Here is a 24,255-nt window from a genome sequence, read left to right as displayed (position 1 = left end):
AAAGGTACACCTAAATCCGACATAGAAATATAGCCACAAAAAAAGCCTGACCGGAAGGCCAGGCTTTCTATCGTAATAGCAAGAACTATTTGCCACGAAGTGAACGTGGGATATCGATCGTACCAACAGGTAAGCTCAGAGCGTTTAAGATTTCAACGTTCTCAACTTTGATGTCGCTTACACGAACAGATTTACCCAGATCCAGACCTTCGATGCTAACTTCTACGAAATCAGGAATGTTGTCAGCTAAACCACGTAAAGTTACTTTACGTAATTTCTGAACCAGTTTACCCCCTTTGATAACCCCAGGAGAGTTACCTACGAATTTCACGGGAACGTTCACTTTAATAGGCTTATCTGTGATTTCCAGAAAGTCAGCGTGTAATAATGAATCGTTTACAGGGTGAAATTGAGTATCCTGAAGAATAGCTTTACGGATCTCACCTTCGATGTTTAACGTTACTTCGTAAGCTTCTGGAGTGAACAGAAGATCACGGAATAAAATGGTAGGAGCATAGAAGTGTAATTGCTCGCCACCGCCGTAAACTACCGATGGAGTGTAACCCTCGGCACGAAGATCTTTAGATCCTTTCTTGCCGAGATTCGCTCTTTTAAACCCTACAATCTCGAGTTTTTTCATTTGATTTGGTAATAAGCGTTTCAAGTCAGAGACTTAAAACATGATTAGTAATTAATAAAAAGGGAACTGATTGATTCGTAATCACGAATGCGACCAATAGCTTTTGCAAATAGCTCGGCTACGGACAATACCGTTACTTTTGGATTTTCCTGTTTCTGAGGAATGGTATCAGAAACGATCAACTCTTCCAGTGCGGAATTGAGAATATTTTCGTGAGCTTTTCCGGACATCACGGGGTGAGAACAGATCGCTCGAACTGATTTTGCTCCTTTATCAAGCAACAACTGGGCTGCTTTGCAAATGGTACCACCCGTATCCAGCAAGTCATCGACCAGAATAACGTTGGCATCGGTTACGTCTCCAATCAATTGCATGGAGGCGATTTCATTTGCTTTCTTGCGGAATTTATCCACGATTACCAGGTTGGAACCGGGGAAGAAACTCGCGAATTTTCGCGTCCGGGCTACGCCTCCAACGTCAGGAGAAGCAAACACCAGGTTATCCAGATTTTTCGAGCGGATGTAAGGAACGAAAATTGAAGCTCCTTCCAGATGGTCCACTGGAAAATCAAAGAAACCCTGAATCTGACCTGCGTGTAAATCCATCGTAATTAAGCGGTCAGCACCTGCTGCCGTTAACAGATTGGCTACCAGTTTGGAACCGATAGAAACGCGAGGTTTATCTTTACGATCCTGGCGGGAATACCCGAAATAAGGAATCACAACCGTCACATAGTGAGCCGAAGCCCGACGAGCGGCGTCAATCATCAATAATAATTCCATCAGGTTTTCAGCTGGAGTAAACGTGCTCTGGATAAGAAACACGTCACAGCCGCGGATGGACTCATCAAAGCTGGGTGACATTTCACCGTCGGCAAAACGCTGAACGGTAACGGTTCCCAAATCTTTGCCGTAAAAACGAGCAATTTTTTGGGCTAAATACTGACTAGAACTGCCTGAGAAAATTTTTACCGGATTGGAAGCCATCGGTCTCCTTGTAAATTGAGCCGCAAAGGTATGAAAAAATACCTACAAAAACGCTCAAGGTTTTGAAAAAAGCTTGGAAATAATGGTTGATCTTCGGATAATCAGAAGCTTACTTAATCAGCTTTGGTAAATTTGGAAGTGCGGCCCAGCATGGGAGTGCCAATGTACCCCCGAATGGCCAGTTCCTGATCGGAAACTTTCGTGATTTTGCAGGAATAGGTCTTCCCATTCCGGGGATCATAAATTTTGCCGTCTTCCCATACTTTATCGTCGCTTTGCTTAAAGTTAGAAAGGATGACTAAACCCATCAGCGGCTTATTTCTGAGTTTTTCATCGGGATTATTCACGTCTGTTTTGGGTTGATTGGCTTTTACATCCTTTACCCAGACGATCTTGCCATAATAACGATCTCCCTGTTTATAGATCTGAATTTTGGATGTTTTTTCTTCGTTAAACCAGGTGCCCTGAATATCAGAAGCCCAAGAAGAAATAGCAGTGGTGCATAAAAAAACGAAGCTTAATAGGAATCTCATATCTGATAGTTTAATGGTAGTTTTCGGTATAAAAACGATACCAGAACAGCTCCCAGTATACCTACCGTCCCTCCCACAAGCACATCACCGGGATAATGAGCTCCTACGTAAATGCGACTGTAAGAAACCAAAGCTGCCCAGACGTATAACCATTTCAGCCAGGGGTACTCTTTACCGATTAATAATACCAGCACCGTAACAAAGCCAAACGTATTGGCCGCGTGGCTGGAAGCAAAGCCGTACATCCCGCCGCATTCCCAAACGACGTGTACCATTTTTTCAATAGATGGCTCGTGACAGGGACGGGGGCGGGCAGCCCAGGGCTTTAGTATACTGCTGGTGATCTGGTCGCCTACGAGAATAGCCAGGACACAGGTAAAGATGATACCTACGGCTTTAATCCGGTAACGCCAGATTAAGAACAACAGAATCAGAGCGTAAAAGGGAAACCAGAAATTTCGGTCGGAAATCCAGAACATGGCCTGATCCAGCCAGCTGGCGTGGGCTCCGTTGAGGGCCAGAAATAGCTCCGTATCTAATTCGTTAAGCATACAGGGGATGAAAAAACTTCCCGAAAGTGGTTAACGTTCGGGAAGCTAAAAAAGATACTAACTAAATCCGAGTACATCGCGAACGCGTTTGATTGTCTGTTGGGCAACGACTTTCGCTTTCTCTTCGCCAATGCTTAACGTTTTTTCCAGTTCCTGCGGATTTTCCATGTAATAATTGAAACGTTCGCGTTCAGTGGCGAAACGTTCCAAAATCAATTCGTACAAAGCCTGTTTGGCATGACCATAGCCGTAGTTACCTCCTTCATAATTGGCCCTCATTTGAGCCGTTTGCTCGGGAGATGCCAGCAAGGAGTAAAGCGTGAAGGTAATGTCACCTTCGGTTTTCTTCGGTTCTTCCAGCGGAGTCGAGTCCGTTAGAATGCTCATTACCGCTTTGCGTAACTGCTTTTCTGGTAGGAAAATGTTGATGTAGTTATTGTATGACTTCGACATTTTACGACCATCCGTCCCCGGAATTGTCATGACACTTTCGCTGATACGGGCTTCGGGTAATACCAGCGTTTCTGGGTATTTATTATTGAACGCCGAGGCGATATCACGTGAGATTTCGAGGTGCTGTTTCTGATCTTTCCCCACCGGAACCAGCTCAGCGTCGTATAATACGATATCTGCCGTTTGTAAAACCGGATACACGAATAATCCAGAGTTAACGTCCTTCAGGTTCTCTGATTTATCTTTGAATGAGTGAGCATTTGCCAGCATAGGGTAGGGAGTAAAGCACTCCAGATACCACGCTAATTCCGTGTGTTCAACAATGCGGGATTGACGGAAAAACACATTTTTCTCGGTATCAAAGCCGCAGGCAAGCCAGGCGGCTGCAATGGCATAAGTATATTGGCGACGGGCTTCGCCGTCTTTCAGTGACGTTAGGGAATGGAGATCGGCAATGAAAAAGAATGAGTCATTGGCGGGATCTTTTGATAACTCAATGGAGGGGAGAATCGCCCCCAGAATATTTCCCAGGTGAGGAAGGCCGGAACTTTGAATGCCGGTAAGAATACGAGCCATCGGAACTTAAATAGTTAATTGGTTTTTTCGCTCTTGTAGGCGAGCGATCTAATTTTACTGCAAAACTGCAATCTGCAAACCGTAATCAAAAATATACTGACGAGACTATGCCTCAAATTCCAGCATCAACCTTAAAGTTTTTAAAAGACCTGTCTCAAAATAATACCCGTGAATGGTTTCAGGGCCACAAAAAAGAATGGGAATCGGTAAAGTCGAACTTTGAAGAAACCGTGCAGGATTTAATTAATCGAATTGGGAAGTTCGAAAATCTGGCCGGAATTCGGGTGCAGGACTGTAACTACCGCATTGCCCGTGACGTGCGTTTTTCGCCGGATAAGTCGCCTTACAAAACCTGGCTGGCGGCTAGTTTCGGTGAAGGAGGCCGGAAATCGCCCAAAATGGATTATTACCTGCACATTTTGCCGAGCGGCTCGTTTCTGGGTGGAGGAATGTGGGATGCTAATCCGGTTCAACTGGCCAAATTTCGTCAGGAGGTGGACTACAATCCTCAGGAGATCAAGGCTATTATCTATGCCCCGCAATTCAAGGAGCACTTTGGTAACCCCGAAGGGTCTTCGCTGAAAACTGCTCCCAAAGGATATCCCAAAGACCATCCCGATATTGAGCTGATTCGTCGGACGCAGTTATTTTTCTCGCATTCCTTTACGGATAAAGAGGTAACTTCGCCGGATTTTACCGAGAAAGTAGAACAAAGCTGCCTGCTTTTGAAGCCTTACCTGGATTTTTTGAATATGATTTTTGAGGAATCTGCCGAGGAAGAAAACTAGTAATCGAAATGAATTAATTACTTTCTGCTGCTGTTATTACTACAGATAAGACGAAAGTAAGATTCTGAAGCTAGTTTGAACTTTCACGAAGCGAATCCGTTTTACCTTCGAAATACCTACTCATTACAAATAGAACAAGACAATGGCACACAAAGCAATTGAAGCAACTGATTCCAATTTTGAAGAACTGATTAATTCCGATAAACCTGTACTCGTAGATTTCTGGGCTGAATGGTGTGGACCCTGTAAGATGATCGGACCACTGGTTGAAGAACTGGCTGGCGAATACGAGGGTAAAGCCGTAGTAGCTAAAATGGACGTTGATGCGAACAGCACAACTCCTTCTAAATTTGGAATTCGCAGTATTCCTACGTTAATGATCTTCAAAAACGGGGAATTGGTTGATAAAGTAGTTGGTGCAGTACCTAAGCCTGTATTAGCTCAGAAACTGGCTGCTCAGTTATAATTTAAGTTGGAGTGTTTGATAAAAGAGGTTTGAGCGTTTGAGCTCAAGCCTCTTTTTTTTGATTTGTTGGGAAAAATTAAATGTAACCTAAGTTCTTGTAATGATTTATTGGGAGATAAAAGGTAGAATAGTAATCGATTAACAGACCACAAAGACGATCAACTAGTTACATTTAGTCAACAACCGCCTTAACTGCGTTCAAAATCACTTCACAAGCCTGACGAATTTCTGCTTCGGTGATGGTTAACGGCGGTGCAATTCGCATGGAATTATCGCAAAACAGGAACCAATCGGTAATGACCCCATTTTCAATGCCGTGATCGATAATGGCTTTTAGCTGAGTAAAGTCGGCAAATTCAACGGCCATGAATAAACCATGACCCCTGACTTCCCGAATGGCTGGATGGACCAGCAACTCCCGGAATAATTCAGCTTTGGCTTGTACGGATTCACAAAGTTTTTCTTCCAGAATCGTTTGGACTGTTGCCAGCGAAGCCGCGGCACTCACGGGATGACCGCCGAAAGTAGTGATGTGACCCAGAATGGGGTTATTCTTGAAAACTTTCATTAATTCCTGCGGAGCTATAAACGCACCAATGGGCATACCGCCACCCATGCCTTTGGCCGAAAGGAGAACGTCAGGCACAATACCAAACTGCTCGAATGCCCAGAAGGAACCCGTCCGGCCAAAGCCCGTCTGTATTTCATCAAAAATGAGTAAGGTACCTGTTTCGGTGCAGCGGTTTCGTAACGCCTGTAGGTACTCCCGCAAGGGAACCCGAATGCCCGATTCTGCGGAGATAACTTCGATGACAACAGCAGCCGTTCGGGTAGTAATGTATTCTAAATCACTAATGCATCCGTGATGAATATGACGGATGTCAGGTAACAAAGGGCGAAAGGGTTGCTTAAAAAAATCAGCCCCCGCCAGACTTAAAGCTCCCTGCGTGGAACCGTGATAGGCATTGATGCAGGAGATAAGTTCCGTTCGTCCCGTAAAGCGTTTGGCCAGTTTCATGGCTCCTTCCACGGCTTCTGCTCCCGAGTTGGTCAGATACACATTGTTTAGGGCAAAGCCCATCGGTGTGCGGTAGGCACCTAACGTTTGCACCAGAGCTTCGGCTAACTGAACCTGTGGAGCTTGCACGTACTCGCCGTAAACCAGCGTATGCAGGTAATGATCCACCTGATTTTTAATGGCGTTAACCACATTCGGGTGGCGGTGTCCCACGTTGGATACGCCAATGCCCGCAATTAAATCCATATAAGCCTTACCATCAGGACTGTAAAGCCAAACCCCTTCGGCTTTTTCAATCTCCAGGGCTAGTGGGAAATCAGAAGTTTGAGCAAGATAATTTAAAAAAAGCTGTCGTTGATGCATGGCAAAACGCAAGCCTGAATGAGGCTTGCCATTAATAAAACGTCCGGCAAAGGTACAGCTTGTCTCGGGTTGACGAGACAGGATTTGGGTAATAAGCGTAAAGAGTCTTAGTTAAGATTCGAAGAAACAGGCCGTTCCGCCAACCCAGGTAAAGTCCTTATTAAAGCGAACGCCAATCATCTCGCCCCGACTCAGACGACTTAAACTGGTAAGTAACTCAGGTCTTGTCGCGTGATCGGGCCAGACATAGAGCATCCGAATTTCGCATTTGACCAGGCCGTCTGGAGCTTGAATGACGGGTTGATAGCTTACTTTTTTCTGTAAAATATAGTTTTCAGGGTCTGTGATTTCCGCTAGTAACTCCCGGGTCGGGTAAAGATTAACACCCGTTCCGGCAAAACTGAAGAGCGGTTTCAAAACATAGGCCTCCAGATTTTCGGGGAAATTACCCTGATACTCACTCAAGTAATGCGTTTCGGGGACGTAAGGAGACTGAAGTAGGGGTAAGGTATACTTGGAAATTCGGAAAAACCAGTTGGGGTGTCCCACCCAGGTAACATCCAGGTCGTCCATGAAACTAAACTCGGCCTGCAAGTCGGGATAACTCGTTAAATCGTCAAAAATCAGGCGGTTGTAAATGCGTTTGATCGGTGTTTTAACGCCATCCAAGTCATAATACAGCGTTCGACCTTCTTTTTTGATTTGGGTATAGCAAACCGAACGAATGCCGAGAAAGGCTTCGGTAACCGCAAAATCCACCCGGGTTTTCTGCTTTTCAGGAAAGATTTCCAGCAGAATGCAATGAGCAGGCTCTTCGTCCGCCAGGATTACTTCTTTAAGCTTTTGCTTGTATTCTTCCAGCGAATAATTGCCAAAATTCCAGATAAAAGATTCTGGAATTGGGAACTGACTTTTGAATAACTCCGGTAAATAGCCCTGAAAAGCAAATAAGGAAGGAAAGCCCTGTAATTCAATGAGCTGAGGATCATATTCGCCCGCTTCGTTCTGGCAAATGGCAAAATCAATGGCCAGAAAGTGCGTATGTGCATTTTCGTTGGGCACTCGCTGATGCGGAGGTATAGCGGCATCCGTTTTAGATTTAAAATCGGGTGCCGCTATCGTATCGATGAATGATTCGCAAGCCGTAGTTAATTTTTCACGCAGGGAGACCGGAATGAAAACCGGCGATTCGGCAATTCGGAATTCCAGTTGATCAGGCCAATCCCGGTGGATGGTATCGATCAATTGCTGGTATTTTTCTTCGGAAAAAGCTGCGTTATAACTCGCTCGGACTGACGGAATCATACGTTCCTTTTTACTTTAGTTGGAAGACAATTTGTGATAAGCATCCCGCAAGAAGGTCGGAATAATAACCGATTCCGTCAAGAGTATTTTGTCGGGATCATTCAAATGACTAACCATGCTCTGATACTTGTCGAAGCCATGCTCGTCAATGATCTGCTTCTGCTTTTCGGGCTGCTCAAAGTAACGCAGCATCCCTTCGGCATCGGCTTCGGGGTGAAATTGCGTTCCAAATACTTCCTTCGAAAAACGGATGGCCATAATGGCTCGCTCCAGCGGTACATGCGGACGAATCTTTTCGCGGCTCAATACCTTTGCACCCATCGCATCAATCTGAGCCAGATTGGCATTAATAATCTGATAATCCCGCGAATCAACCGCCCAGAAAGGATCTGGTAATAACTCGAAATAAGGTTCGTCGTAGCCATTGGCCGTTTTATGAATGGGGAAGGTTCCAAAGCTGGTAGACTTCCGGCGATTCACTGTGGCAAGGCCCAAATGATGACAAACCATCTGGAAGGAATGGCAAATCAGTAAGAGGTATTTCTTAGGTGACTGCGTTTTATTATGTTCAAAAATTTCATCGATGAGGGCAAAGTAATCAGCCCCCCAGCCATCCGTTTCGAGTGGATTACCGGGACCACCCGTTGAGATGAAAATATCAAAATCGGCAATCTTCGGAAATTCAAATTTCTGACGAACATCAAAATGACTCACTTCACAACCTCCAATTTCGTCCGAAAACTCGCGGATCAACTGGTTAATGCAACGCATTCCTTCGTTGGGCACTCCATTATATAAATCAAGAATGGCAATCCGAATTCTATTCATTCTGCTCAATTTAATTAAGTAAATGTCTTGGCGGGGCAATCCAGCGCACCAATATAAATAGTAAAGATCGGTATCTTTATTGATAAAATAGGTATTATCGGATGCCGTAGCTAGTTTCTGCGACGATATAATCTACTACTTTCTTCAGATCCTGCGTTTCTTCCCATACCGCTAATTGCCGATCTGCTCCGGTTCCCATTTGTAGAATTTGGTGGATATACTCTACTTCTTTCCGGCTCCCTAATTCATCCAGAACATCATCTACAAAGTCGAGTAACTCCTGAGCTAAAACGTTATATTCCACTTCTTCCTGACGACCAAAATCAATTAATTTGCCCGAGATTCCGTAACGGGCCGCTCGCCATTTGTTTTCACTAATGAGGGCTTTACGGTACAGGCGGAAGTTGAGATTCTGCTTCATCAGCTTGTAAATCTTCACCACCAAAGCCTGCATTAAGGCCGCCAGAGCGATGGTTTCATCTACCCGCATGGGAATGTCACAAATGCGAAATTCGACGGTATCAAAATGCGGATGTAGCCGAATGTCCCACCAGATTTTCTTGCCGTCGTCAATACAGTTGGTTTTAACGAGCAGCTTTATGTACTCGTCATATTCATTAGCCGTATTGAAATACTCAGGAATGCCGGTTCGGGGGAATTTATCGAAAACCTTCGAACGGTAACTCTTGAACCCTGTATCCCGACCGCACCAGAAGGGCGAATTGGTGCTTAAAGCATAAATATGGGGCAGAAAATAACGCACGGCGTTCATGATCTCCAGCCCTTCGTTCCGACTTGGAATGCCCACGTGTACGTGCAAACCAAAGATGAGATTGGAACGAGCCACGTCCCGCATTTCGCTAATGAGCTGATCATAGCGGGGGTTGGGCGTAATGAGCTGATCTACCCAATCGGAAATGGGGTGAGTTCCGGCAGCGGCAATTCGCAGGTTTTGCTTATCGGCCAGCTCCATGATTTCGCGGCGGAGGAAGGTAACCTCCTCGCGAGCTTCATGAATATTCGTGCAAATGTTAGTGCCGACTTCCACCACGGCCTGGTGCATTTCGGCTTTTACACGTTCCTGTAAAATGATTTTACCGCCATCCACAATTTTACTCATGTGGGAGCGGAGTTCCCGGGTTTCGGGATCTATCGTCTGAAATTCTTCTTCGATTCCAAGGGTGAATACGGGCATAGATCGTACGTTCAGTTATTTCTTCCGGGATTTTTTAACTGGCTTAGCCGGAGCGTACTGCTCTAACAATTCGCTGATGTTACCGTTTGCAGTGGCCGTTTTAGCGAAATCGCCCCAGGTCAGGTTGAGTTTGCCGGGTTCAAATTCGCGGGCCTTTTCAATGGCGAAATTTGCCGCCGTTTCTACAACCCATTCAAAATTTTCAGCACCAACGGAGTTATAATCAGCGTCAGGAGCGGGGTTACCAAAGTCGATGGCGAGAGGAATGCCATCCCGAACGGCGAATTCTACCGTATTAAAGTCATAACCCAGAGCTTTATTCAGCCGTAGCACGTAATCTTCCATGAGCTTGATTAACTCAGGACTATCGTTAAAACTTGCTACGTAACGTAAATGATGCGGATTCCGAGGTTCATAAGGCATCACCCGAACGTGCTTGCCGCCGATGCAGTAACAACGGTAATACGATTGAAAATCAACGGCTTCCTGAAGTAACATGACCAATTGACCCGTTTCATCGTAAGCTTTGAAAAGCTCTTCTTTGGTATCCACTTTGTAGACACTCTTCCAGCCCCCTCCTGAATGTGGTTTCATGAACGCGGGAAAGCCGATGTACTCATAGATTTCATCCCAGGGCATCATGGCCAGGTTACGGAAAGACGTTTCCTGTGTATCGTCGGGACGAGCTTTAGAAGGTAACAGAACCGTATTAGGAACCGGAACTCCTACTTTTGTGGCTACGGCATTGTTAAAAAATTTCTCATCCGCACTCCACCAGAAGGGGTTATTAATGACGATTGTCCCGTTGATAGCGGCGTTCTTCAGATAAGCCCGGTAAAAAGGAACGTCCTGAGAAATGCGGTCAATGATAACGGCGTAATCGGTTGCTTCGCCCTGTACTACTTTGCTGATGCTTACCGGTTCGGCAATGATTCCCTCGGGGGCTTTTTGATTGATACGTTCGACAAAAGCGGCTGGGAAGGTGTTTTCCATGCCGTGAAGAATGCCAATTTTTTTCATCGTATAGAAGTAGTTGCAGATGATTAGATTCTGGATAAATACTGTGGAAACATGTCTCGCCAAACGGGCCAGTCGTGCGTGCCGTACCCGCGAATATCGAGCCAGTGACGAATGTTTTTATGAGACAGGATACTGGATAACCGCTCATTGGCAGGTCGGCAGAAATCAGCCTGACACGTGCCTAATACAATATCCATATTCCACAAATTCGAATCGTTGGATTGGGGTAAATAATCGGGTGGGTTATTGAAATACACGTTGTTGTCGTAATAGCCATCCATGAACATGCGAATGTCAAAGGCGGCCCCCATCGTAAATAAATGCGACACTTTATAGGGATACCTAAACGCAAAATTAGCCGCGTGATATCCCCCGAAACTACAGCCTGAAACAGCTACCCGGGGGGCATTACACTGTCGCTGCACCCAGGGGACTAATTCATCGTGCAGAAAGAGGTAATATTGATTGGCATTGTGCACGCGGGCCGAAGGGTGCAGGTGTTTGCCGTACCAGGAGTCAGCATCAATGGAATCAACACAATAGAGTTTGATTTTTCCCTGTTCAATCAAAGGTCGGGCAGCCGCTACAAGCTGGTGATCTTTAGCCTGATAATAGCGTCCCAGAGTGGTTGGGAAAACCAGAACAGGGTAACCCCAATGACCGAAAATTAACATTTCGACATTACGGTTCAGGTGATGGGAGTAATAAGTTAGGTACTGTTCGTTCACGTGATGAAGGGATTTCTTTACCCAAGATTCATTTCATTTTTAAATTATCCAAAATAAATTATTGATTTTTTATTGAAAATAAATATTTATTATCCATTTATTAACTTTAAGAAAAATTTAATTTGGTTTTGTGGGGATATGCCATTTGCTGAGAATATCATGCTTATTTTGCAGGTTTATTTTACCCTTCTGATTAGGGTTATTGTGGTGATCACCTAATTGAATACATTATGCAGAACCGGACGGTGTCCCTTCATTCGCGGTTTCTGGAACGTCAGGTTTCGTTAACTTTTTTGTTACCACCGAATTACGACGAATCAACCGAGGCTTATCCGCTGTTGATTTTGAATGATGGACAGGACTTTGAACGCCTTCGCCTCTCCGAAAGAGTCGAAGCATTGTATCAGCAGGAAGCCATTCCATCGCTGATGATCGTGGGTGTTCACGCCAACGAGTTACGTTTATCCGAATACGGTACCGCCCATCAACCGGATTATAAAGGCCGGGGGAATCGGGCAGAGGCCCATACGAAATTCATTTTACAGGAGTTAATACCTTATCTGGAAGAACGTTTTCGCTTACTAACTGATGCGAAAGCAAGAGCCATAGCGGGCTTCTCGCTGGGGGGCTTATCTGCTTTGGACATTGCCTGGAATCATTCGGAAGTGTTTTCGAAAGTGGGAGTCTTTTCGGGATCGCTCTGGTGGCGAAGTCGGGCGTATGAAGAGGGATATGATGATGAAAATGACCGGATTATGCACGTTCAAATCCGTAAATCGGCTCATAGACCGGAGCTGAAATTCTGGTTACAGGCGGGTACGGACGATGAAAAAGATGACCGTAATCACAACGGAATTATCGACGCTATTGACGATACCCTCGACTTAATGAAAGAACTCAAAGCCAAAGGGTATCAACCCGATGTTGATTTTACCTATGAGGAAGTAGCCGGGGGGCAACATAATCCCGAAACCTGGGGAGCCATCATGCCCGTATTTTTGAAATGGGCTTTTGCCTCATCCTTTTAAAAAAGGTTAAAAACAAAGTCCGGTGCAACTTCGCCGGACTTTTCTGCATATACTAGGGAAACTAATCGCTGTATCTGTGAACGCACGTTTTCTTTTCCTTCTTTTCCTACTAACTCAACCGGTTTTCTCTTTCGCTCAGGGCGTAAAAGGAATCGTCAAAAATAAAAGCGGCGAGGTGTTGCCATTTGCCTCCATTCAGGTAAAAGGAACGCAGACCGGAACGATAACCAATGAAGAGGGTCGTTATGAAATTAAATTACAACCCGGAACATACGAGCTTCAGTTTCAATACCTGAATCACCAGACCGAAGTTCGCCAGGTTGAAGTAAAGGAAGGCTTTCTGACGCTGGACGTGGCTCTGGAGCAGGTAGCCGTTCGACTCGCTGAAATTCGGGTTGGCAAAAGTAAGGAAGACCCTGCTTATACCATCATGCGAAAGGCCATCGCCACGGCTCGTTATCATCAGTTGGAGGTAGATACCTGGTCGGCCCGGACTTATGTAAAGGGAAATTTCAGAATTGAAAAAGTCCCGTTTCTTTTCGAAGACGCTCTGAAAAAGTCAAACCTACAGGTCGGTACGATGTACGTACTGGAATCCATTAACGACATCGAATTTCGACAGCCCAATCAGGTAACAGAAAAGGTAAGATCGATTCGTTCGAATCTGCCGCCGGGGGCTAATCCTTCTATCAACTTCGCCCGGCTAAGTTTTTACAATCCCAACCTCGGGGACATTGTCTCGCCTTTATCGCCCCGATCTTTTGGTTACTACAAATTCGAATACCTCGGATTTTTCACGGATCGCGGTCTGACGGTGAATCGCATCAAGGTAACCCCTCGCAGTAAGGGTATTAACGTTCTGGATGGTACCATCAACCTTATTGAAGGAAGCTGGAGCATCCACAGCTTGTCCTTCACATTTCAGGATGAAAACGGAATACAATACAGTATACGCCAATTGTTTTCACCTTTCGAGAATGTCTGGATGCCCGTACAACTGGAGACGAATGCTAAAATCAGCATCTTCGGAGCCAAAGGCGAAACCCGTTACGTGACCTCCGTTCGCAATTACCAGCTTAAGGTGAATCCGAAATATCATCAGGTGCCGGAAGTAGTGGATGAAAAAATAGATAAGGAACTGGCGGCATCCCTCCGTAAACCTGCGGACATCAAAACCGTTCCCGCTCAGGCCACCCGGAAGCAATTGCGGAAAATGGTGGATCAAATGGAGAAAGAGGAACGGAAAGAACGTAAAAAACAGGGAGAAGATGTGACCATTACTCGTAACTGGAGCTTTCAGGTGGATTCGCTGGCTCGAAAACAGCCCAGTACTTTCTGGGAAGGCGAGCGTCAGGTGCCTTTAACCGCCCTGGAAACGCAGGGTTACCAGCGAGCCGATAGCTTGTATAAAGCCAATGAGGCCAAAATTCGGAAAGACTCGATCCGAAACTTACCGGCGTTTAAACTGGGGCATCTGATTGCCGGGCATACTTATAATTACGGCCAACGGAAGGAAGGGGAGTGGTATCGTCAATCGTTGACGTTTGAATCACCGATTATGAACCTTACCAAGTTTGATTTCTTTAATTCCGTGGAAGGTTATGTATTAAAAACCCGATTGGCTTACACCGAGCGATTATCGAGAACAGCTCGCTGGCACATAGCTCTGGATGGACGCTATTCGTTTGCCCGCAACCGCCTGAATGGTGGGTTAACTACCGGATTTTCCAAGGAACGAACCAGCGTGACCCTTCAGGCCGGACGGAATGTTTTTCAGTTCAATCCTGCCAATCCGATCCCTGAAAACTTGAATACCTATTATACCCTATTTAGAGAACGAAACCTGATTAAATTATACGAAAAAGCATACGTTGAAGGGAATGTGACGCAGCAACTGGGAAACCGTCTGCGAGCATCGTTTAGTATGGCGTTAGAGGATCGCTATTTGCTGCAAAATAGGGTGAGCAAAGGCTGGATTAACCGCCCGGAGGTTGAGTTTACCCCCAACAATCCTGATGATGTTAAATTCCCTAATCAGGCCAATTTCGGCTCAAACCGTGCCGCTATTGTTAGGGCTGGGCTATCGTATCGGCCTTTTGCCAAAGCTGCCATAGTGAATGGCCGCCGGTATGTAATCAATAATCGTTCGCCGGAATTTACCGGAAATTATACCTTGGGAGTTGCGGGCAGCCGGGTTTTTAGTTCGGTAGAATTAGGGGTTCGGGATGAAGTAACGCTCTTTCGGAATTCCTTTAGTTACGCAGTGCAAGCGGGAGGTTTTATCAAGGGTCCCACGTATTTCATGGATTTCAAGCACTTTAATGGCAATGAAACGATCTTCCAAAGTCCGGGGCTGATGAATTTCAGAATGCTTCCTTATTACTCATACAGTACTGCATCGGGGTACTTGCAGGCCCACGGAAGTTATAACTTCCGTAAGTTTTGTTAACTCAGATTACTCCCGTCAGACTTTACGGAATTCGGGAAAATGTGTTCGTTAATTATCTTAAAACGAACAATGTAGGGCATCTGGAAGTAGGGTATGGCTTTGAAGGCATCCTGAAAGTATTAGGAGCGGAGGTCATCAGCAATTTTCAGAGTAATCGATTTCAAGGGATGGGCTTCCGAATCCGGTCCGCATTTTAAGAAATTTATCTTTATTGATTGTCAAAGGCTTATCGTACTGATAAGCCTTTTTTTATGAATTAATTTTTAAAAAACTATTTAATAAGTAAACGTTTATTTACTTTTGAAGTATCTATAACGATCTAGACGATGAGACCTAAGAATATTGAGAAGGAGGAAGCGATTCGTACAACGGCCATGCGAATCATTGCGGAGGAAGGACTGGAAAATCTTAGCATGCAGAAATTAGCGAAAGAGGCCAATATTTCGCCGCGAACGATTTACCTCAAGTACGAGAATAAAGAAGATTTACTGGTAAAACTCTTCATTGATGAAGTAATAGGATCTTACGAAGCTGCGGTATTACAGGACTTTAACGAAGCGATGGGTTTTGCCGAAGGCGTACAGAAGATATGGCTTAATGTCTTTCACTACTTCGTGGCCAATCGTTCAGCTTTTGTGTTGATGCAATACGGTAAATCGTCGCCCTTATTGAATCAATCCTTTCAGGAAAAGAATATTAAAGAAGGCCAGTTTTTCGCTCCGGTGCATCGCTTTCTCAAGCGTCATACCCAGGAAGGAATGATCGTTAATCTACCTTTTGAAGTGCAGCGAGCCTTGCTATTTGCTCCAGTCTTGGAGCTTGTTAATGAATACTTTGAACACCTGAACCGTCCTCAACAGATTATTAATGAGGAGAGGATCATTCAAAGTTGCCAGTCGGTTATCAAAGGCATGAGGATACCTAACGATTAACGCATACCTAATAAAAAGCCATGGATTCAATACAAAACAAAACTATTGCCATCATCGGTGGCGGTCCCGGTGGGTTAACGCTAGCCCGACTTTTACAAATAAAGGGGGTAAGGGTTAACGTCTATGAACGAGACGAAAATGAGCACGTTCGGGTGCAGGGAGCTACCCTGGATTTACACCAGGAGTCGGGATTGAAAGCATTGGAAGAAGCCGGATTAACCGCAGCCTTTAAAGCTAACTATCGTCCTGGTGCCGATCATATGCGGATCGTCGATAAAAATGCAACCATTCTCATGGACGAAGCTGTCAATGACCGTGAAGAGCTCTTCCGCCCTGAAATTGACCGGGGACCGCTGCGTAAAATTTTGCTGGATTCGTTAATGCCTGGAACCCTTAGTTGGGATAGTCATTTCAAAGCCATGAGTCCCGAAGGGAATGGCTGGAACTTGCAGTTTCATAACGGTGCTATGGCCTATGCCGATGTTGTGATTGCGGCCGATGGTGCGAATTCAAAAATCCGTCCGCTCATTACCCCCATTCGTCCATTTTATGCTGGAATAACAATTGTTGAAGGAGCCGTTTATCAGTCAGAAACGACGATTCCGGTCCTTCACGAGTTACTTCAGGGCGGTAAAATTTTTGCGTTGGGTGATTCCAAAACATTGATTGTTAGCTCTAAAGGTGACGGGAGTGTAGTATTTTATACCGGCTGTAAGACCGATGAATTCTGGTATAAAACTAGTGGAATTGATTTCACGAATAAACGGGAAGTACTCAACTGGTTTAATACTGCATTTGCAGACTGGAATCCACTGTGGACGGAGCTATTTGAAAAGGCTGAATCTACGTTCATCCCTAGACCCCAATACTGCATGCCGCCTGACCAGCAATGGGAAGCGTTATCCAATGTAACCATGCTGGGTGATGCCGCTCACCTCATGCCGCCGTATGCGGGCGAAGGCGTGAATATGGCCATGCTTGACGCTCTGGAATTAGCCCATGCCCTAACTAACGAAGATTTTCAGGATACGCAGTCGCCCTTGCGTTTTATGAAAAGAATATGTGTCGAAGGGCCGGAGAAATGGCACAGACCACCTTGGAGCAAACCGAATCCATGCACGCTCCAGATGGGTTGAGTCGAATGCTGGAAATGTTTAGTCAGGCATGATTATGAAAGGCCGGAATTTGATTCCGGCCTTTCATATTACTGAAGTTCAGTTAAGAATTGAAGGGTATCCACTCCGTCGGCGTAATCCCAGAGCTGAGGTGACTGGGTGGTGCCAAACGGAATGCTTCCCGGAAAATCCTTACTCACCATGCATTGAATTTTCTCTTGTTGAGCCTGAATCTTGGATTTTAACGCGTCCAAATTATCGTAACGTTCATAGAAAAGAACCGAAAGTGGAGATACCAGCGATTCGTTTTCAGTAACCGAAAGAAAGCCATTATCAAGAAACGGCGTACGATTGACGAGGTAAATCGAGCGGTTGTAATCGTAATTATGAACGTATTTATGATTGTTACTTACCGCTTCTAGCGAAGCAATGGCTTCAAAAAATGGCGTAAAGTCGTAATCATTCGGAACGTAAGCTTTTGAAATATTACGGCAACCCAGTCCATAATAAGTCAGAATATCCTGACCCAGCTTGAAGAGTTCTTCAGTCGTTTCCGTTCCAGTGAGAATGGCTACCGAAGTACGGTTTTTGCGAATGATGTGTGGTTTTTTAGCGAAGTAATAATGGAAATAACGAGCCGAGTTGTCCGAACCCGTAGCAATCATCGCATCCACTTCCTTCATTAACTCGGTAAACGTAATCTGTTCTGCAAAGGCAGGCTCTAAGTCAACCAGCTTTTTCAACAAAGCCCGAATCAACACTTCGTCTTGCGAACTAGGCTTAATAAAGGCATGATGCCCCGAAATCAGAACGCATAAAATGTCGTGAAAACCAACGGCGGGGAGGTTACCAGCCAGTACTAGTCCGATTTTTTTAGGCGAAACCGTTGCGTTCAATGCGGGATAACGCTGGGCCCATTCCTGTAAAGCATCGGTCGTAAGAAAATTACGAGCGATTTCTTTCAGGCTTAGCTGAACTAATTCTGGGGTAAACCAGCCGTTTTTACGGTTTGCAAATTCAGCCCATTCCTGTATTTCCTCCGCATTTAATTCATCTGTAAGCCAGTTTCCTAATTGGGAAAGAGCTTGTATTCTATGGTTTACTAACATGAGTTTCCTTTATAAATAATATGCTGGGGTGATTATTCAGATTTTTTTGAGCCCCGAACTTTATTTAGTTACATTTGTTATCCGATTGGATAAATAGGCTACGAAATTACTAAACACGACTGACATGGCCATCATGATTACCGACGAGTGCATCAATTGCGGTGCCTGCGAACCTGAATGTCCCAATACTGCTATTTATGAAGGCGGGGTGTCCTGGAACTTTGCAGGAGGTACGGCATTGGTCGACGTCGAATTAGGCGACGGGACCGTGGTGAGTGCTAAAGAAGCTCAAACGCCCTTTTCTGAAGAATTCTATTATATTGTTACCGATAAGTGTACCGAATGCATTGGCTTCCACGAAGAACCCCAGTGTGCAGCGGTTTGCCCAGTAGATTGCTGTGTACCTGATCCGGAAAACGAGGAAGATGAAGACACCCTGATGGCCAAAAAGGCCTGGTTGCACGACGAATAGAGTTTTAATAGGTGGTGTAGATAACCAAAAGCACCATCAGAGTTAAGACCTCATATACAGTCTTGGAAAATTTAAAGGACGAGCATTGCTCGTCTTTTTTTTGTACTTATCTGGGATGTGATAACACAAGTCAATTTTTAAAATATTTTGTAAATTGGCCTAAATACAGAATAATATGCAAACATACTATTTTTAAAATTTTGTTATACTTAAACTATAAAAAATATGTATATAATAAGAATGTGAGATTTTTATTCTGTTTTTATGAGAAATAAAAACCTAAAATTTGCATTTTTTACATTTTGACATAATATTTGATCCATATTTAAACCTCCATTATTATTCATGTAAACAAAATTATATAATGAAAAAGGCCGTACTTTCAATCTTTTCTTTGTTTTCGATGTACCCAGCATTTGCTGAAGTTTCCCCAGAAACGAAAAAGTTATTAAAGCCCAAAAAATCCGCTCAAACCGTCACTACGGATACTACGAAGAAAGCCCCGTTAGCAGAAGAGGGAAAAGAAACGAAGGAAGAAGGAAAGCTGACCTTTTCAGGATACATTGATACGTATTACATGGCTAACCTGAACAATCCGGCTTCTCGCAGTAACCTCGGAACGTCCGGTTTGGATGAAAATGGAACGCCTAAAGTTGGTAATGCCCGGGCGTTCGATCAGAAATCAGGTCAGTTCTCCCTGGGTTTGATTCAGACGAAAGTTGCCTACACCAGTGACAAGCTCGATGCCGTAGCAGATATTACGTTTGGTCCTAACTCGGACATTGCTAACTATGGTAACTATGTTGGCCCGTTAGGAGCTGGTTCTACGGCATTAGCTATTAAGCAGGCGTATCTGACTTATAAATTTTCGGGTAAGTTTTCGGTAACAGCGGGTCAATTCGGTACCCACATTGGCTATGAAGTTATTGATGCCCCGGTAAACTATAACTACTCGTTGTCTAACCTTTTCAATAATGGTCCTTTTTACCACGTAGGTGCAAAAGCACAGTACTCTTTCAGTGATAAAGCCTATTTGATGGCTGGCGTGGTTAATAATATTGATAATATCAACGATAATAATAAAGCTAAGGGAATTATATCTCAATTTTTCTTCTCACCTGCAACCAATTTTAATGTATATTTGAACTGGATTGGCAGTAATGAATATTCGAATGTTGGGGCTCCGGCCAAAGGAAATTTTTATTCTTTGTTCGATTTGGCAACAACCTACCAAATTACTGAGCGTTTCTTTTTAGGGTTAAATGCGGCCTATGGTACTAATAAAACCACAATTCCAGTTACAAAAGCAACTTCAACTCCCAAATGGGGTGGTGTAGCCGTGTATAGTAACTATGCATTTAGTGATAAATTTGGCTTGGGTGTTCGTTATGAGCACTTTGACAATACCAAAGGTGATCGTGCATTGGTTAATGGGGATGGGTTAGGTACGTCGGTAAATTCATTCACCGTAACCGGTAACTTCACTTTAGCTGATGGACACTTATTACTGAAACCAGAGTTCCGCATGGATGCGTATCCTAAAGCTCCCGGATCGGTTCAAAAATTTGAAGATAGTGACGGCAATTATACCAAAAGCAGTCAATCAACCATTGCCGTGCATGCCATTGTTAAATTTTAAACCCTTTCTCTCATCGTTTACTAATACTCATCAAACATTTATTTCCTAACTTCTATGCAAAAACCATCGTACGTTCCATTGATTATACTGGCCGCAGTCAGTTTATTGGGAGCTTTTATGCCGAATTTGCCTACGCAGATTCACACGGAAGGACTTGATACTGGCGACATTGCCTGGATGATCGTTGCTTCGGCATTTGTATTGCTGATGACTCCTGGTCTGGCGTATTTTTACGGCGGAATGGTAAATGCCAAAAACGTAATCTCTACCATGTTCCAGAGTTTCATTGGCATGGGGGTAATTTCGGTACTCTGGGTGGTCGTTGGCTTTAGTATTGCCTTTGGAGACTCAGTAAAAATTGGCGATTACGGTTTTTTTGGTAACCCCGCTACCTTCTTTATGTGGAAGGGTGTTCTGGACGGCAAGCCCTGGTCACTGGCACCAACCATTCCGCTGGCTTTGTTTGCATTATTCCAGTTGAAGTTTGCCGTTATTGCTCCGGCACTGGTAACAGGCTCCATGGCTGAGCGGATTAACTTCCGTAGCTACGTGCTGTTCATGATCTTGTTTAGCGTTTTCGTGTACAGCCCTCTGGCACACATGACCTGGCACCCCGAAGGCTTCCTGGCTAAATTAGGTGTTCTGGATTTCGCCGGCGGTACTGTTGTACACATGTCGGCAGGTTGGGCTGCTTTAGCAGGAGCCATCTACCTGAAACGCCGCAAGTCACACATGGAAGCAAATTTCCTTCCTCCCGCAAACATCCCATTCGTACTGTTAGGTACGGCTCTGTTATGGGTAGGTTGGTTTGGTTTCAACGCTGGTTCAGCGGTAGCCGCTTCACCTTTAGCCGTTTCAGCTTTCGCCACTACTAACTTTGCTGCTGCAACTGCTGGTTTAGCCTGGGTATTATTCGATGCAGCGAAAGGTAAGAAAGTATCTTCCTTAGGTTTCTGTATTGGTGCGGTAGTAGGTCTGGTAGCTATTACGCCTGCGGCTGGTTTCGTGACGGTTCCTGTAGCTCTGTTCATTGGTACTGTAGCAGGTATTGTTTCTAACTACTTCGCTCACCTGAAAGCTAAAGGTGCTCTGGATGATACACTTGACGTATTCCCTTGCCACGGTATTGGTGGTATGGTTGGTATGATCATGACGGGTATCTTCGCTACGAAATCGGTGAACTCCGCAGTAGCAGTAGATGGTCTGGCGTATGGTCCTTTCGACACGTTTAAAGCTCACATGATTGCACTGGTGATCGTATCAGTATTTGCTTTTGTAGTTTCTTACTTCCTGTTATGGGTAACGGATAAAATCCTTCCTCTGCGTGTAACGGAAGAAGATGAGAAAACAGGTCTGGACGTAAGCCAACACGATGAATTTTTAATCGAGGCTTAGTCTCATACCCCCAGCAAATCCACCGGTTTTCCGGTGGTTTTGTTGCATAGAATACGAAGGGAGCCCTGCATTGCGGGGCTCCCTTTTTATATAATTGCCAGAAAATCAGTATTAATAGTGAGCTTCAATCATCTGGGGTTCTTCCACTTCCACCAGGCCATTTTCAGCAATGGTAGTTAATTGAACGGTCTTGATCTCATTAATCAGCAAGGGATCGTATTGAGCGGTGATGCGGACGTAATTCTCGGTCCAGCCCTGCATCTGACCGTTTTCAATTTCCTCTTCGAAAAGAACCTGTAACGTATTCCCTAATTGGGTTTCGTAGAAGGCCCGACGTTTTTTATCGGATAGAATATGAAGCATTTTCGAACGCTCCGCTCGTTGAGAACCGGGTACGGCGGGCTTAATCGTTAATGCAGTCGTATTGGGACGTTCGGAGTACGTAAATACATGTAAGTAAGAAATGGGTAACTCCTGTAAGAACTGATACGTTTCCAGAAATAACTCCTGGGTTTCGCCGGGATGTCCCACAATTACATCAACGCCAATACAGGCTTGGGGCATTAATTCTTTAATTTTTGCCACCCGATCAGCATATAGTTCACGTTTGTAGCGACGTTTCATGTAGCCGAGCACTTTGTTACTGCCCGACTGAAGAGGAACGTGAAAGTGTGGAACAAAACGTTTGGAGGTACTGATGAATTCCAGAATTTCGTCGGTCAATAAATTGGGTTCGATGGATGAAATACGGAAACGGTCAATCCCTTCTACGTCATCCAGAGCTTTTACCAAATCAGCAAATCGCTCATGGCGAATACCGTTCTGAATACCAAAGTCACCAATATTAACACCCGTTAGTACGATTTCTTTCACGCCACGTTCGGCAATTTCGTGGGCTGCCTTCAATACATTTTCAATGGTATCACTACGGCTAGCCCCGCGAGCCAGGGGAATGGTGCAATAGGAGCAAGGGTAATCGCAACCGTCCTGTACTTTGAGGAACGTACGGGTACGATCGTTCAGACTATAGCTGGCGTGATAATCCACCACTTCTTCGATATTCGAGTTATAAACCCGAGCCTCACCCGTAGGTTCTTTCTGAAATTCGTCGAGTAATTCTACCAGCCGAAATTTTTCGGCAGCACCCAAAACAGCATCTACACCAGGAATGGTAGCAATTTCCTGCGGTTTCAACTGGGCATAACAACCCACAATCGCCACGTAACCGTCGGGATTAATCCGTTGAGCTTCGCGAACGATTTTCTTACACTTCTTGTCCGCGTTATCGGTAACGGAACAAGTATTAATAATGAAGATATCTGGATTCTGATTGAACTCGACGCGTTGATACCCTTTCTCTTCGAAATTCCGGGCAATGGTCGACGTTTCAGAAAAGTTAAGTTTACAACCTAAGGTATAAAATGCTACTTTTTTCATGGAATCATCCCGCTTATGGGAAGAATAAAAGGCGTAAAACTCCTGACGAGTTCCGCTGGTTGCTCATATAAGTTGCAAAAATACCTAATTTGTTCAGTTTGAGCTAATAAAAAAGCCTCCGATGTGAGTCGGAGGCTTTCGGTAATCTATATCAAAGCAGATTATTCTGCACTTTTAACCGTTTTGATGATACGGGCAGCTACTTTGTAAGGATCTGCTGCTGAGTTTGGACGACGATCTTCTAACCAGCCTTTCCAACCACGTTCAACCGTAGCGATGGGGACACGGATCGAAGAACCACGGTCAGAGATACCCCAAGAGAATTTGTTGATGGCAGCTGTTTCGTGCTTACCAGTCAAACGCAGGTGGTTATCAGGACCGTATACCGCTACGTGCTCTTTCACTACAGGACGGAAAGCTTCGAGTACTGTTTCGTAAGCTTCGCGGCTACCTGCGGTACGAAGTAACGTGTTAGAGAAGTTAGCGTGCATACCTGAACCGTTCCAATCCAGAGCTCCCAGGGGTTTGCAATGCCAGTTGATCACTACGTTATATTTTTCACCTACGCGTTCCAGCAGGTAACGAGCCACCCACGTTTCATCACCAGCTTGTTTAGCACCTTTGGCGAATACCTGGAATTCCCACTGACCTAAAGCTACCTCTGCGTTGATACCTTCTACGTTCAGACCAGCCTCAAGGCAAAGCTCAAGGTGTTCTTCGATAATCTCGCGACCTACGGCCTTACCAGCACCTACGCTGCAATAGTATGGGCCTTGAGGAGCTGGGTATCCACCTGCTGGGAAGCCCAGAGGTTTGTTAGTTTCGGGATCCCACAGGAAGTATTCCTGCTCGAAACCGAACCAGAAATCATTATCATCGTCATCGATCGTAGCACGACCGTTAGACTCGTGTGCAGTACCATTTGCATTCAAGACTTCGCACATTACCAACCAACCATTGCCACCTAAACGGGCAGGATCCTTGCAAACAAATACTGGCTTAAGCAAACAATCAGAAGAGCGACCTGGAGCCTGTTCGGTGGAGCTGCCATCGAAAGACCACATATCGAGGTCTTCTAGTTTGCCTGAAAAATCATCAACAATTTTAGTCTTGCTGCGGAGGCTTTGCATGGGCTTGTATCCGTCGAGCCAGATATACTCCAATTTAGCTTTTGCCATGGTTTTGTTATATAAGTAGTATGAAACGATTCGTTCGATTGACGGGTCAAA

24 protein-coding genes are annotated in these 24,255 nt (G+C 44.9%); 10 read left to right on the top strand and 14 right to left on the bottom strand.

Annotation, left to right across the window (positions count from 1 at the left end; all coding sequences use genetic code 11):
- Nucleotides 1-85: 85 nt before the first annotated feature.
- The 5 genes from BWI96_RS00920 to trpS all read right to left on the bottom strand — a co-directional run bounded on the left by BWI96_RS00920 (nt 86) and on the right by trpS (nt 3,739).
- The gene (locus BWI96_RS00920; RefSeq protein ID WP_106634827.1) at nt 86-640 is read right to left on the bottom strand and encodes a 50S ribosomal protein L25/general stress protein Ctc; all 555 of its coding nucleotides are present in this window, start codon (nt 638-640) and stop codon (nt 86-88) included.
- A gap of 44 nt (nt 641-684) precedes the next feature.
- Nucleotides 685-1,626 (bottom strand): ribose-phosphate pyrophosphokinase, encoded by a 942-nt coding sequence (locus tag BWI96_RS00915; protein WP_106634826.1) that lies wholly within the window; start codon nt 1,624-1,626, stop codon nt 685-687.
- 113 nt (nt 1,627-1,739) lie between these two features.
- Nucleotides 1,740-2,159, bottom strand: coding sequence for a DUF2147 domain-containing protein (locus BWI96_RS00910; RefSeq protein ID WP_106634825.1), 420 nt, complete (start codon nt 2,157-2,159; stop codon nt 1,740-1,742).
- Nucleotides 2,156-2,710, bottom strand: a complete 555-nt coding sequence (locus tag BWI96_RS00905; RefSeq protein ID WP_232793527.1) for a phosphatase PAP2 family protein — start codon at nt 2,708-2,710, stop codon at nt 2,156-2,158. Before BWI96_RS00905 ends, BWI96_RS00910 begins: the two co-directional genes overlap by 4 nt.
- A gap of 57 nt (nt 2,711-2,767) precedes the next feature.
- Nucleotides 2,768-3,739 (bottom strand): tryptophan--tRNA ligase, encoded by a 972-nt coding sequence (trpS, locus tag BWI96_RS00900; protein WP_106634823.1) that lies wholly within the window; start codon nt 3,737-3,739, stop codon nt 2,768-2,770.
- Nucleotides 3,740-3,846: 107 nt separating this feature from the next.
- Here trpS and BWI96_RS00895 point away from each other — a divergent pair, with 107 nt between their 5' ends.
- Complete coding sequence (locus BWI96_RS00895) at nt 3,847-4,527, top strand: DUF2461 domain-containing protein (RefSeq protein ID WP_232793526.1); 681 nt, start codon at nt 3,847-3,849, stop codon at nt 4,525-4,527.
- Between the two features lie 142 nt (nt 4,528-4,669).
- A complete protein-coding gene (gene trxA / locus BWI96_RS00890; RefSeq protein ID WP_106634822.1) occupies nt 4,670-4,993 on the top strand; it encodes a thioredoxin in 324 nt (107 codons plus the stop codon).
- A gap of 172 nt (nt 4,994-5,165) precedes the next feature.
- On the opposite strand, the gene BWI96_RS00885 is transcribed toward trxA, so the two are convergent.
- The 6 genes from BWI96_RS00885 to BWI96_RS00860 form a co-directional block, all read right to left on the bottom strand.
- Nucleotides 5,166-6,374, bottom strand: coding sequence for an aspartate aminotransferase family protein (locus BWI96_RS00885; protein WP_106634821.1), 1,209 nt, complete (start codon nt 6,372-6,374; stop codon nt 5,166-5,168).
- A gap of 111 nt (nt 6,375-6,485) precedes the next feature.
- On the bottom strand, nt 6,486-7,679 hold the full coding sequence (locus BWI96_RS00880) for a hypothetical protein (protein WP_106634820.1): 1,194 nt from the start codon (nt 7,677-7,679) through the stop codon (nt 6,486-6,488).
- Between the two features lie 15 nt (nt 7,680-7,694).
- On the bottom strand, nt 7,695-8,507 hold the full coding sequence (locus BWI96_RS00875; protein WP_106634819.1) for a type 1 glutamine amidotransferase: 813 nt from the start codon (nt 8,505-8,507) through the stop codon (nt 7,695-7,697).
- Nucleotides 8,508-8,601: 94 nt separating this feature from the next.
- On the bottom strand, nt 8,602-9,702 hold the full coding sequence (locus tag BWI96_RS00870; RefSeq protein ID WP_106634818.1) for a carboxylate-amine ligase: 1,101 nt from the start codon (nt 9,700-9,702) through the stop codon (nt 8,602-8,604).
- 15 nt (nt 9,703-9,717) lie between these two features.
- Nucleotides 9,718-10,722 (bottom strand): RimK family alpha-L-glutamate ligase, encoded by a 1,005-nt coding sequence (locus tag BWI96_RS00865; protein WP_106634817.1) that lies wholly within the window; start codon nt 10,720-10,722, stop codon nt 9,718-9,720.
- A gap of 23 nt (nt 10,723-10,745) precedes the next feature.
- Nucleotides 10,746-11,450 (bottom strand): esterase family protein, encoded by a 705-nt coding sequence (locus tag BWI96_RS00860; protein ID WP_232793525.1) that lies wholly within the window; start codon nt 11,448-11,450, stop codon nt 10,746-10,748.
- A gap of 230 nt (nt 11,451-11,680) precedes the next feature.
- On the opposite strand from BWI96_RS00860, the gene BWI96_RS00855 reads away from it, so the two are divergent.
- From BWI96_RS00855 to BWI96_RS00835, 5 genes are all read left to right on the top strand, one after another.
- Nucleotides 11,681-12,478 carry an esterase family protein gene (locus BWI96_RS00855; RefSeq protein ID WP_106634815.1) on the top strand — a complete coding sequence of 266 codons (798 nt, stop codon included), beginning with the start codon at nt 11,681-11,683 and terminating at the stop codon, nt 12,476-12,478.
- A gap of 76 nt (nt 12,479-12,554) precedes the next feature.
- Nucleotides 12,555-14,927: a DUF5686 and carboxypeptidase regulatory-like domain-containing protein gene (locus tag BWI96_RS00850; RefSeq protein ID WP_157830162.1), complete on the top strand. Its 2,373-nt coding sequence runs from the start codon at nt 12,555-12,557 to the stop codon at nt 14,925-14,927.
- The gene (locus tag BWI96_RS00845; protein WP_106634813.1) at nt 14,921-15,124 is read left to right on the top strand and encodes a hypothetical protein; all 204 of its coding nucleotides are present in this window, start codon (nt 14,921-14,923) and stop codon (nt 15,122-15,124) included. Before BWI96_RS00850 ends, BWI96_RS00845 begins: the two co-directional genes overlap by 7 nt.
- A gap of 129 nt (nt 15,125-15,253) precedes the next feature.
- Complete coding sequence (locus BWI96_RS00840; protein ID WP_106634812.1) at nt 15,254-15,859, top strand: TetR/AcrR family transcriptional regulator; 606 nt, start codon at nt 15,254-15,256, stop codon at nt 15,857-15,859.
- A gap of 20 nt (nt 15,860-15,879) precedes the next feature.
- Entirely contained in the window at nt 15,880-16,995 is a 1,116-nt protein-coding gene (locus tag BWI96_RS00835) for an NAD(P)/FAD-dependent oxidoreductase (RefSeq protein WP_232793524.1), read from the top strand.
- Nucleotides 16,996-17,063: 68 nt separating this feature from the next.
- Here BWI96_RS00835 and BWI96_RS00830 read toward each other — a convergent pair whose 3' ends face one another.
- On the bottom strand, nt 17,064-18,083 hold the full coding sequence (locus tag BWI96_RS00830) for an acyl-CoA reductase (protein ID WP_106634811.1): 1,020 nt from the start codon (nt 18,081-18,083) through the stop codon (nt 17,064-17,066).
- Between the two features lie 124 nt (nt 18,084-18,207).
- Here BWI96_RS00830 and BWI96_RS00825 point away from each other — a divergent pair, with 124 nt between their 5' ends.
- The 3 genes from BWI96_RS00825 (at nt 18,208) to BWI96_RS00815 (ending at nt 21,589) form a co-directional block, all read left to right on the top strand.
- Nucleotides 18,208-18,555 carry a 4Fe-4S binding protein gene (locus BWI96_RS00825; protein WP_106634810.1) on the top strand — a complete coding sequence of 116 codons (348 nt, stop codon included), beginning with the start codon at nt 18,208-18,210 and terminating at the stop codon, nt 18,553-18,555.
- A 364-nt stretch (nt 18,556-18,919) separates the two neighbouring features.
- The gene (locus tag BWI96_RS00820) at nt 18,920-20,194 is read left to right on the top strand and encodes a porin (RefSeq protein ID WP_232793523.1); all 1,275 of its coding nucleotides are present in this window, start codon (nt 18,920-18,922) and stop codon (nt 20,192-20,194) included.
- A gap of 54 nt (nt 20,195-20,248) precedes the next feature.
- On the top strand, nt 20,249-21,589 hold the full coding sequence (locus BWI96_RS00815; RefSeq protein WP_106634809.1) for an ammonium transporter: 1,341 nt from the start codon (nt 20,249-20,251) through the stop codon (nt 21,587-21,589).
- Between the two features lie 111 nt (nt 21,590-21,700).
- Here BWI96_RS00815 and mtaB read toward each other — a convergent pair whose 3' ends face one another.
- Together mtaB and BWI96_RS00805 are read right to left on the bottom strand one after the other, a co-directional pair.
- On the bottom strand, nt 21,701-23,026 hold the full coding sequence (mtaB, locus tag BWI96_RS00810) for a tRNA (N(6)-L-threonylcarbamoyladenosine(37)-C(2))-methylthiotransferase MtaB (RefSeq protein ID WP_106634808.1): 1,326 nt from the start codon (nt 23,024-23,026) through the stop codon (nt 21,701-21,703).
- A gap of 161 nt (nt 23,027-23,187) precedes the next feature.
- Entirely contained in the window at nt 23,188-24,204 is a 1,017-nt protein-coding gene (locus tag BWI96_RS00805; protein WP_106635037.1) for a glutamine synthetase beta-grasp domain-containing protein, read from the bottom strand.
- Between the last annotated feature and the right edge of the window lie 51 nt (nt 24,205-24,255).

The sequence above is a fragment of the Siphonobacter sp. SORGH_AS_0500 genome (assembly GCF_002838835.1).
Taxonomy (GTDB): Bacteria; Bacteroidota; Bacteroidia; order Cytophagales; family Spirosomataceae; genus Siphonobacter.
This window is presented reverse-complemented; position numbering and strand designations above follow the sequence as displayed.

Excerpts from the sequence above, each read along its gene's own strand:
- BWI96_RS00920 (WP_106634827.1), bottom strand. The coding sequence starts at position 640 with ATGAAAAAACTCGAGATTGTAGGGTTTAAAAGAGCGAATCTCGGCAAG.
- BWI96_RS00915 (WP_106634826.1), bottom strand. The coding sequence starts at position 1,626 with ATGGCTTCCAATCCGGTAAAAATTTTCTCAGGCAGTTCTAGTCAGTAT.
- BWI96_RS00910 (WP_106634825.1), bottom strand. The coding sequence starts at position 2,159 with ATGAGATTCCTATTAAGCTTCGTTTTTTTATGCACCACTGCTATTTCT.
- BWI96_RS00905 (WP_232793527.1), bottom strand. The coding sequence starts at position 2,710 with ATGCTTAACGAATTAGATACGGAGCTATTTCTGGCCCTCAACGGAGCC.
- trpS (WP_106634823.1), bottom strand. The coding sequence starts at position 3,739 with ATGGCTCGTATTCTTACCGGCATTCAAAGTTCCGGCCTTCCTCACCTG.
- BWI96_RS00895 (WP_232793526.1), top strand. The coding sequence starts at position 3,847 with ATGCCTCAAATTCCAGCATCAACCTTAAAGTTTTTAAAAGACCTGTCT.
- trxA (WP_106634822.1), top strand. The coding sequence starts at position 4,670 with ATGGCACACAAAGCAATTGAAGCAACTGATTCCAATTTTGAAGAACTG.
- BWI96_RS00885 (WP_106634821.1), bottom strand. The coding sequence starts at position 6,374 with ATGCATCAACGACAGCTTTTTTTAAATTATCTTGCTCAAACTTCTGAT.
- BWI96_RS00880 (WP_106634820.1), bottom strand. The coding sequence starts at position 7,679 with ATGATTCCGTCAGTCCGAGCGAGTTATAACGCAGCTTTTTCCGAAGAA.
- BWI96_RS00875 (WP_106634819.1), bottom strand. The coding sequence starts at position 8,507 with ATGAATAGAATTCGGATTGCCATTCTTGATTTATATAATGGAGTGCCC.
- BWI96_RS00870 (WP_106634818.1), bottom strand. The coding sequence starts at position 9,702 with ATGCCCGTATTCACCCTTGGAATCGAAGAAGAATTTCAGACGATAGAT.
- BWI96_RS00865 (WP_106634817.1), bottom strand. The coding sequence starts at position 10,722 with ATGAAAAAAATTGGCATTCTTCACGGCATGGAAAACACCTTCCCAGCC.
- BWI96_RS00855 (WP_106634815.1), top strand. The coding sequence starts at position 11,681 with ATGCAGAACCGGACGGTGTCCCTTCATTCGCGGTTTCTGGAACGTCAG.
- BWI96_RS00840 (WP_106634812.1), top strand. The coding sequence starts at position 15,254 with ATGAGACCTAAGAATATTGAGAAGGAGGAAGCGATTCGTACAACGGCC.
- BWI96_RS00835 (WP_232793524.1), top strand. The coding sequence starts at position 15,880 with ATGGATTCAATACAAAACAAAACTATTGCCATCATCGGTGGCGGTCCC.
- BWI96_RS00830 (WP_106634811.1), bottom strand. The coding sequence starts at position 18,083 with ATGTTAGTAAACCATAGAATACAAGCTCTTTCCCAATTAGGAAACTGG.
- BWI96_RS00825 (WP_106634810.1), top strand. The coding sequence starts at position 18,208 with ATGGCCATCATGATTACCGACGAGTGCATCAATTGCGGTGCCTGCGAA.
- BWI96_RS00820 (WP_232793523.1), top strand. The coding sequence starts at position 18,920 with ATGAAAAAGGCCGTACTTTCAATCTTTTCTTTGTTTTCGATGTACCCA.
- BWI96_RS00815 (WP_106634809.1), top strand. The coding sequence starts at position 20,249 with ATGCAAAAACCATCGTACGTTCCATTGATTATACTGGCCGCAGTCAGT.
- mtaB (WP_106634808.1), bottom strand. The coding sequence starts at position 23,026 with ATGAAAAAAGTAGCATTTTATACCTTAGGTTGTAAACTTAACTTTTCT.
- BWI96_RS00805 (WP_106635037.1), bottom strand. The coding sequence starts at position 24,204 with ATGGCAAAAGCTAAATTGGAGTATATCTGGCTCGACGGATACAAGCCC.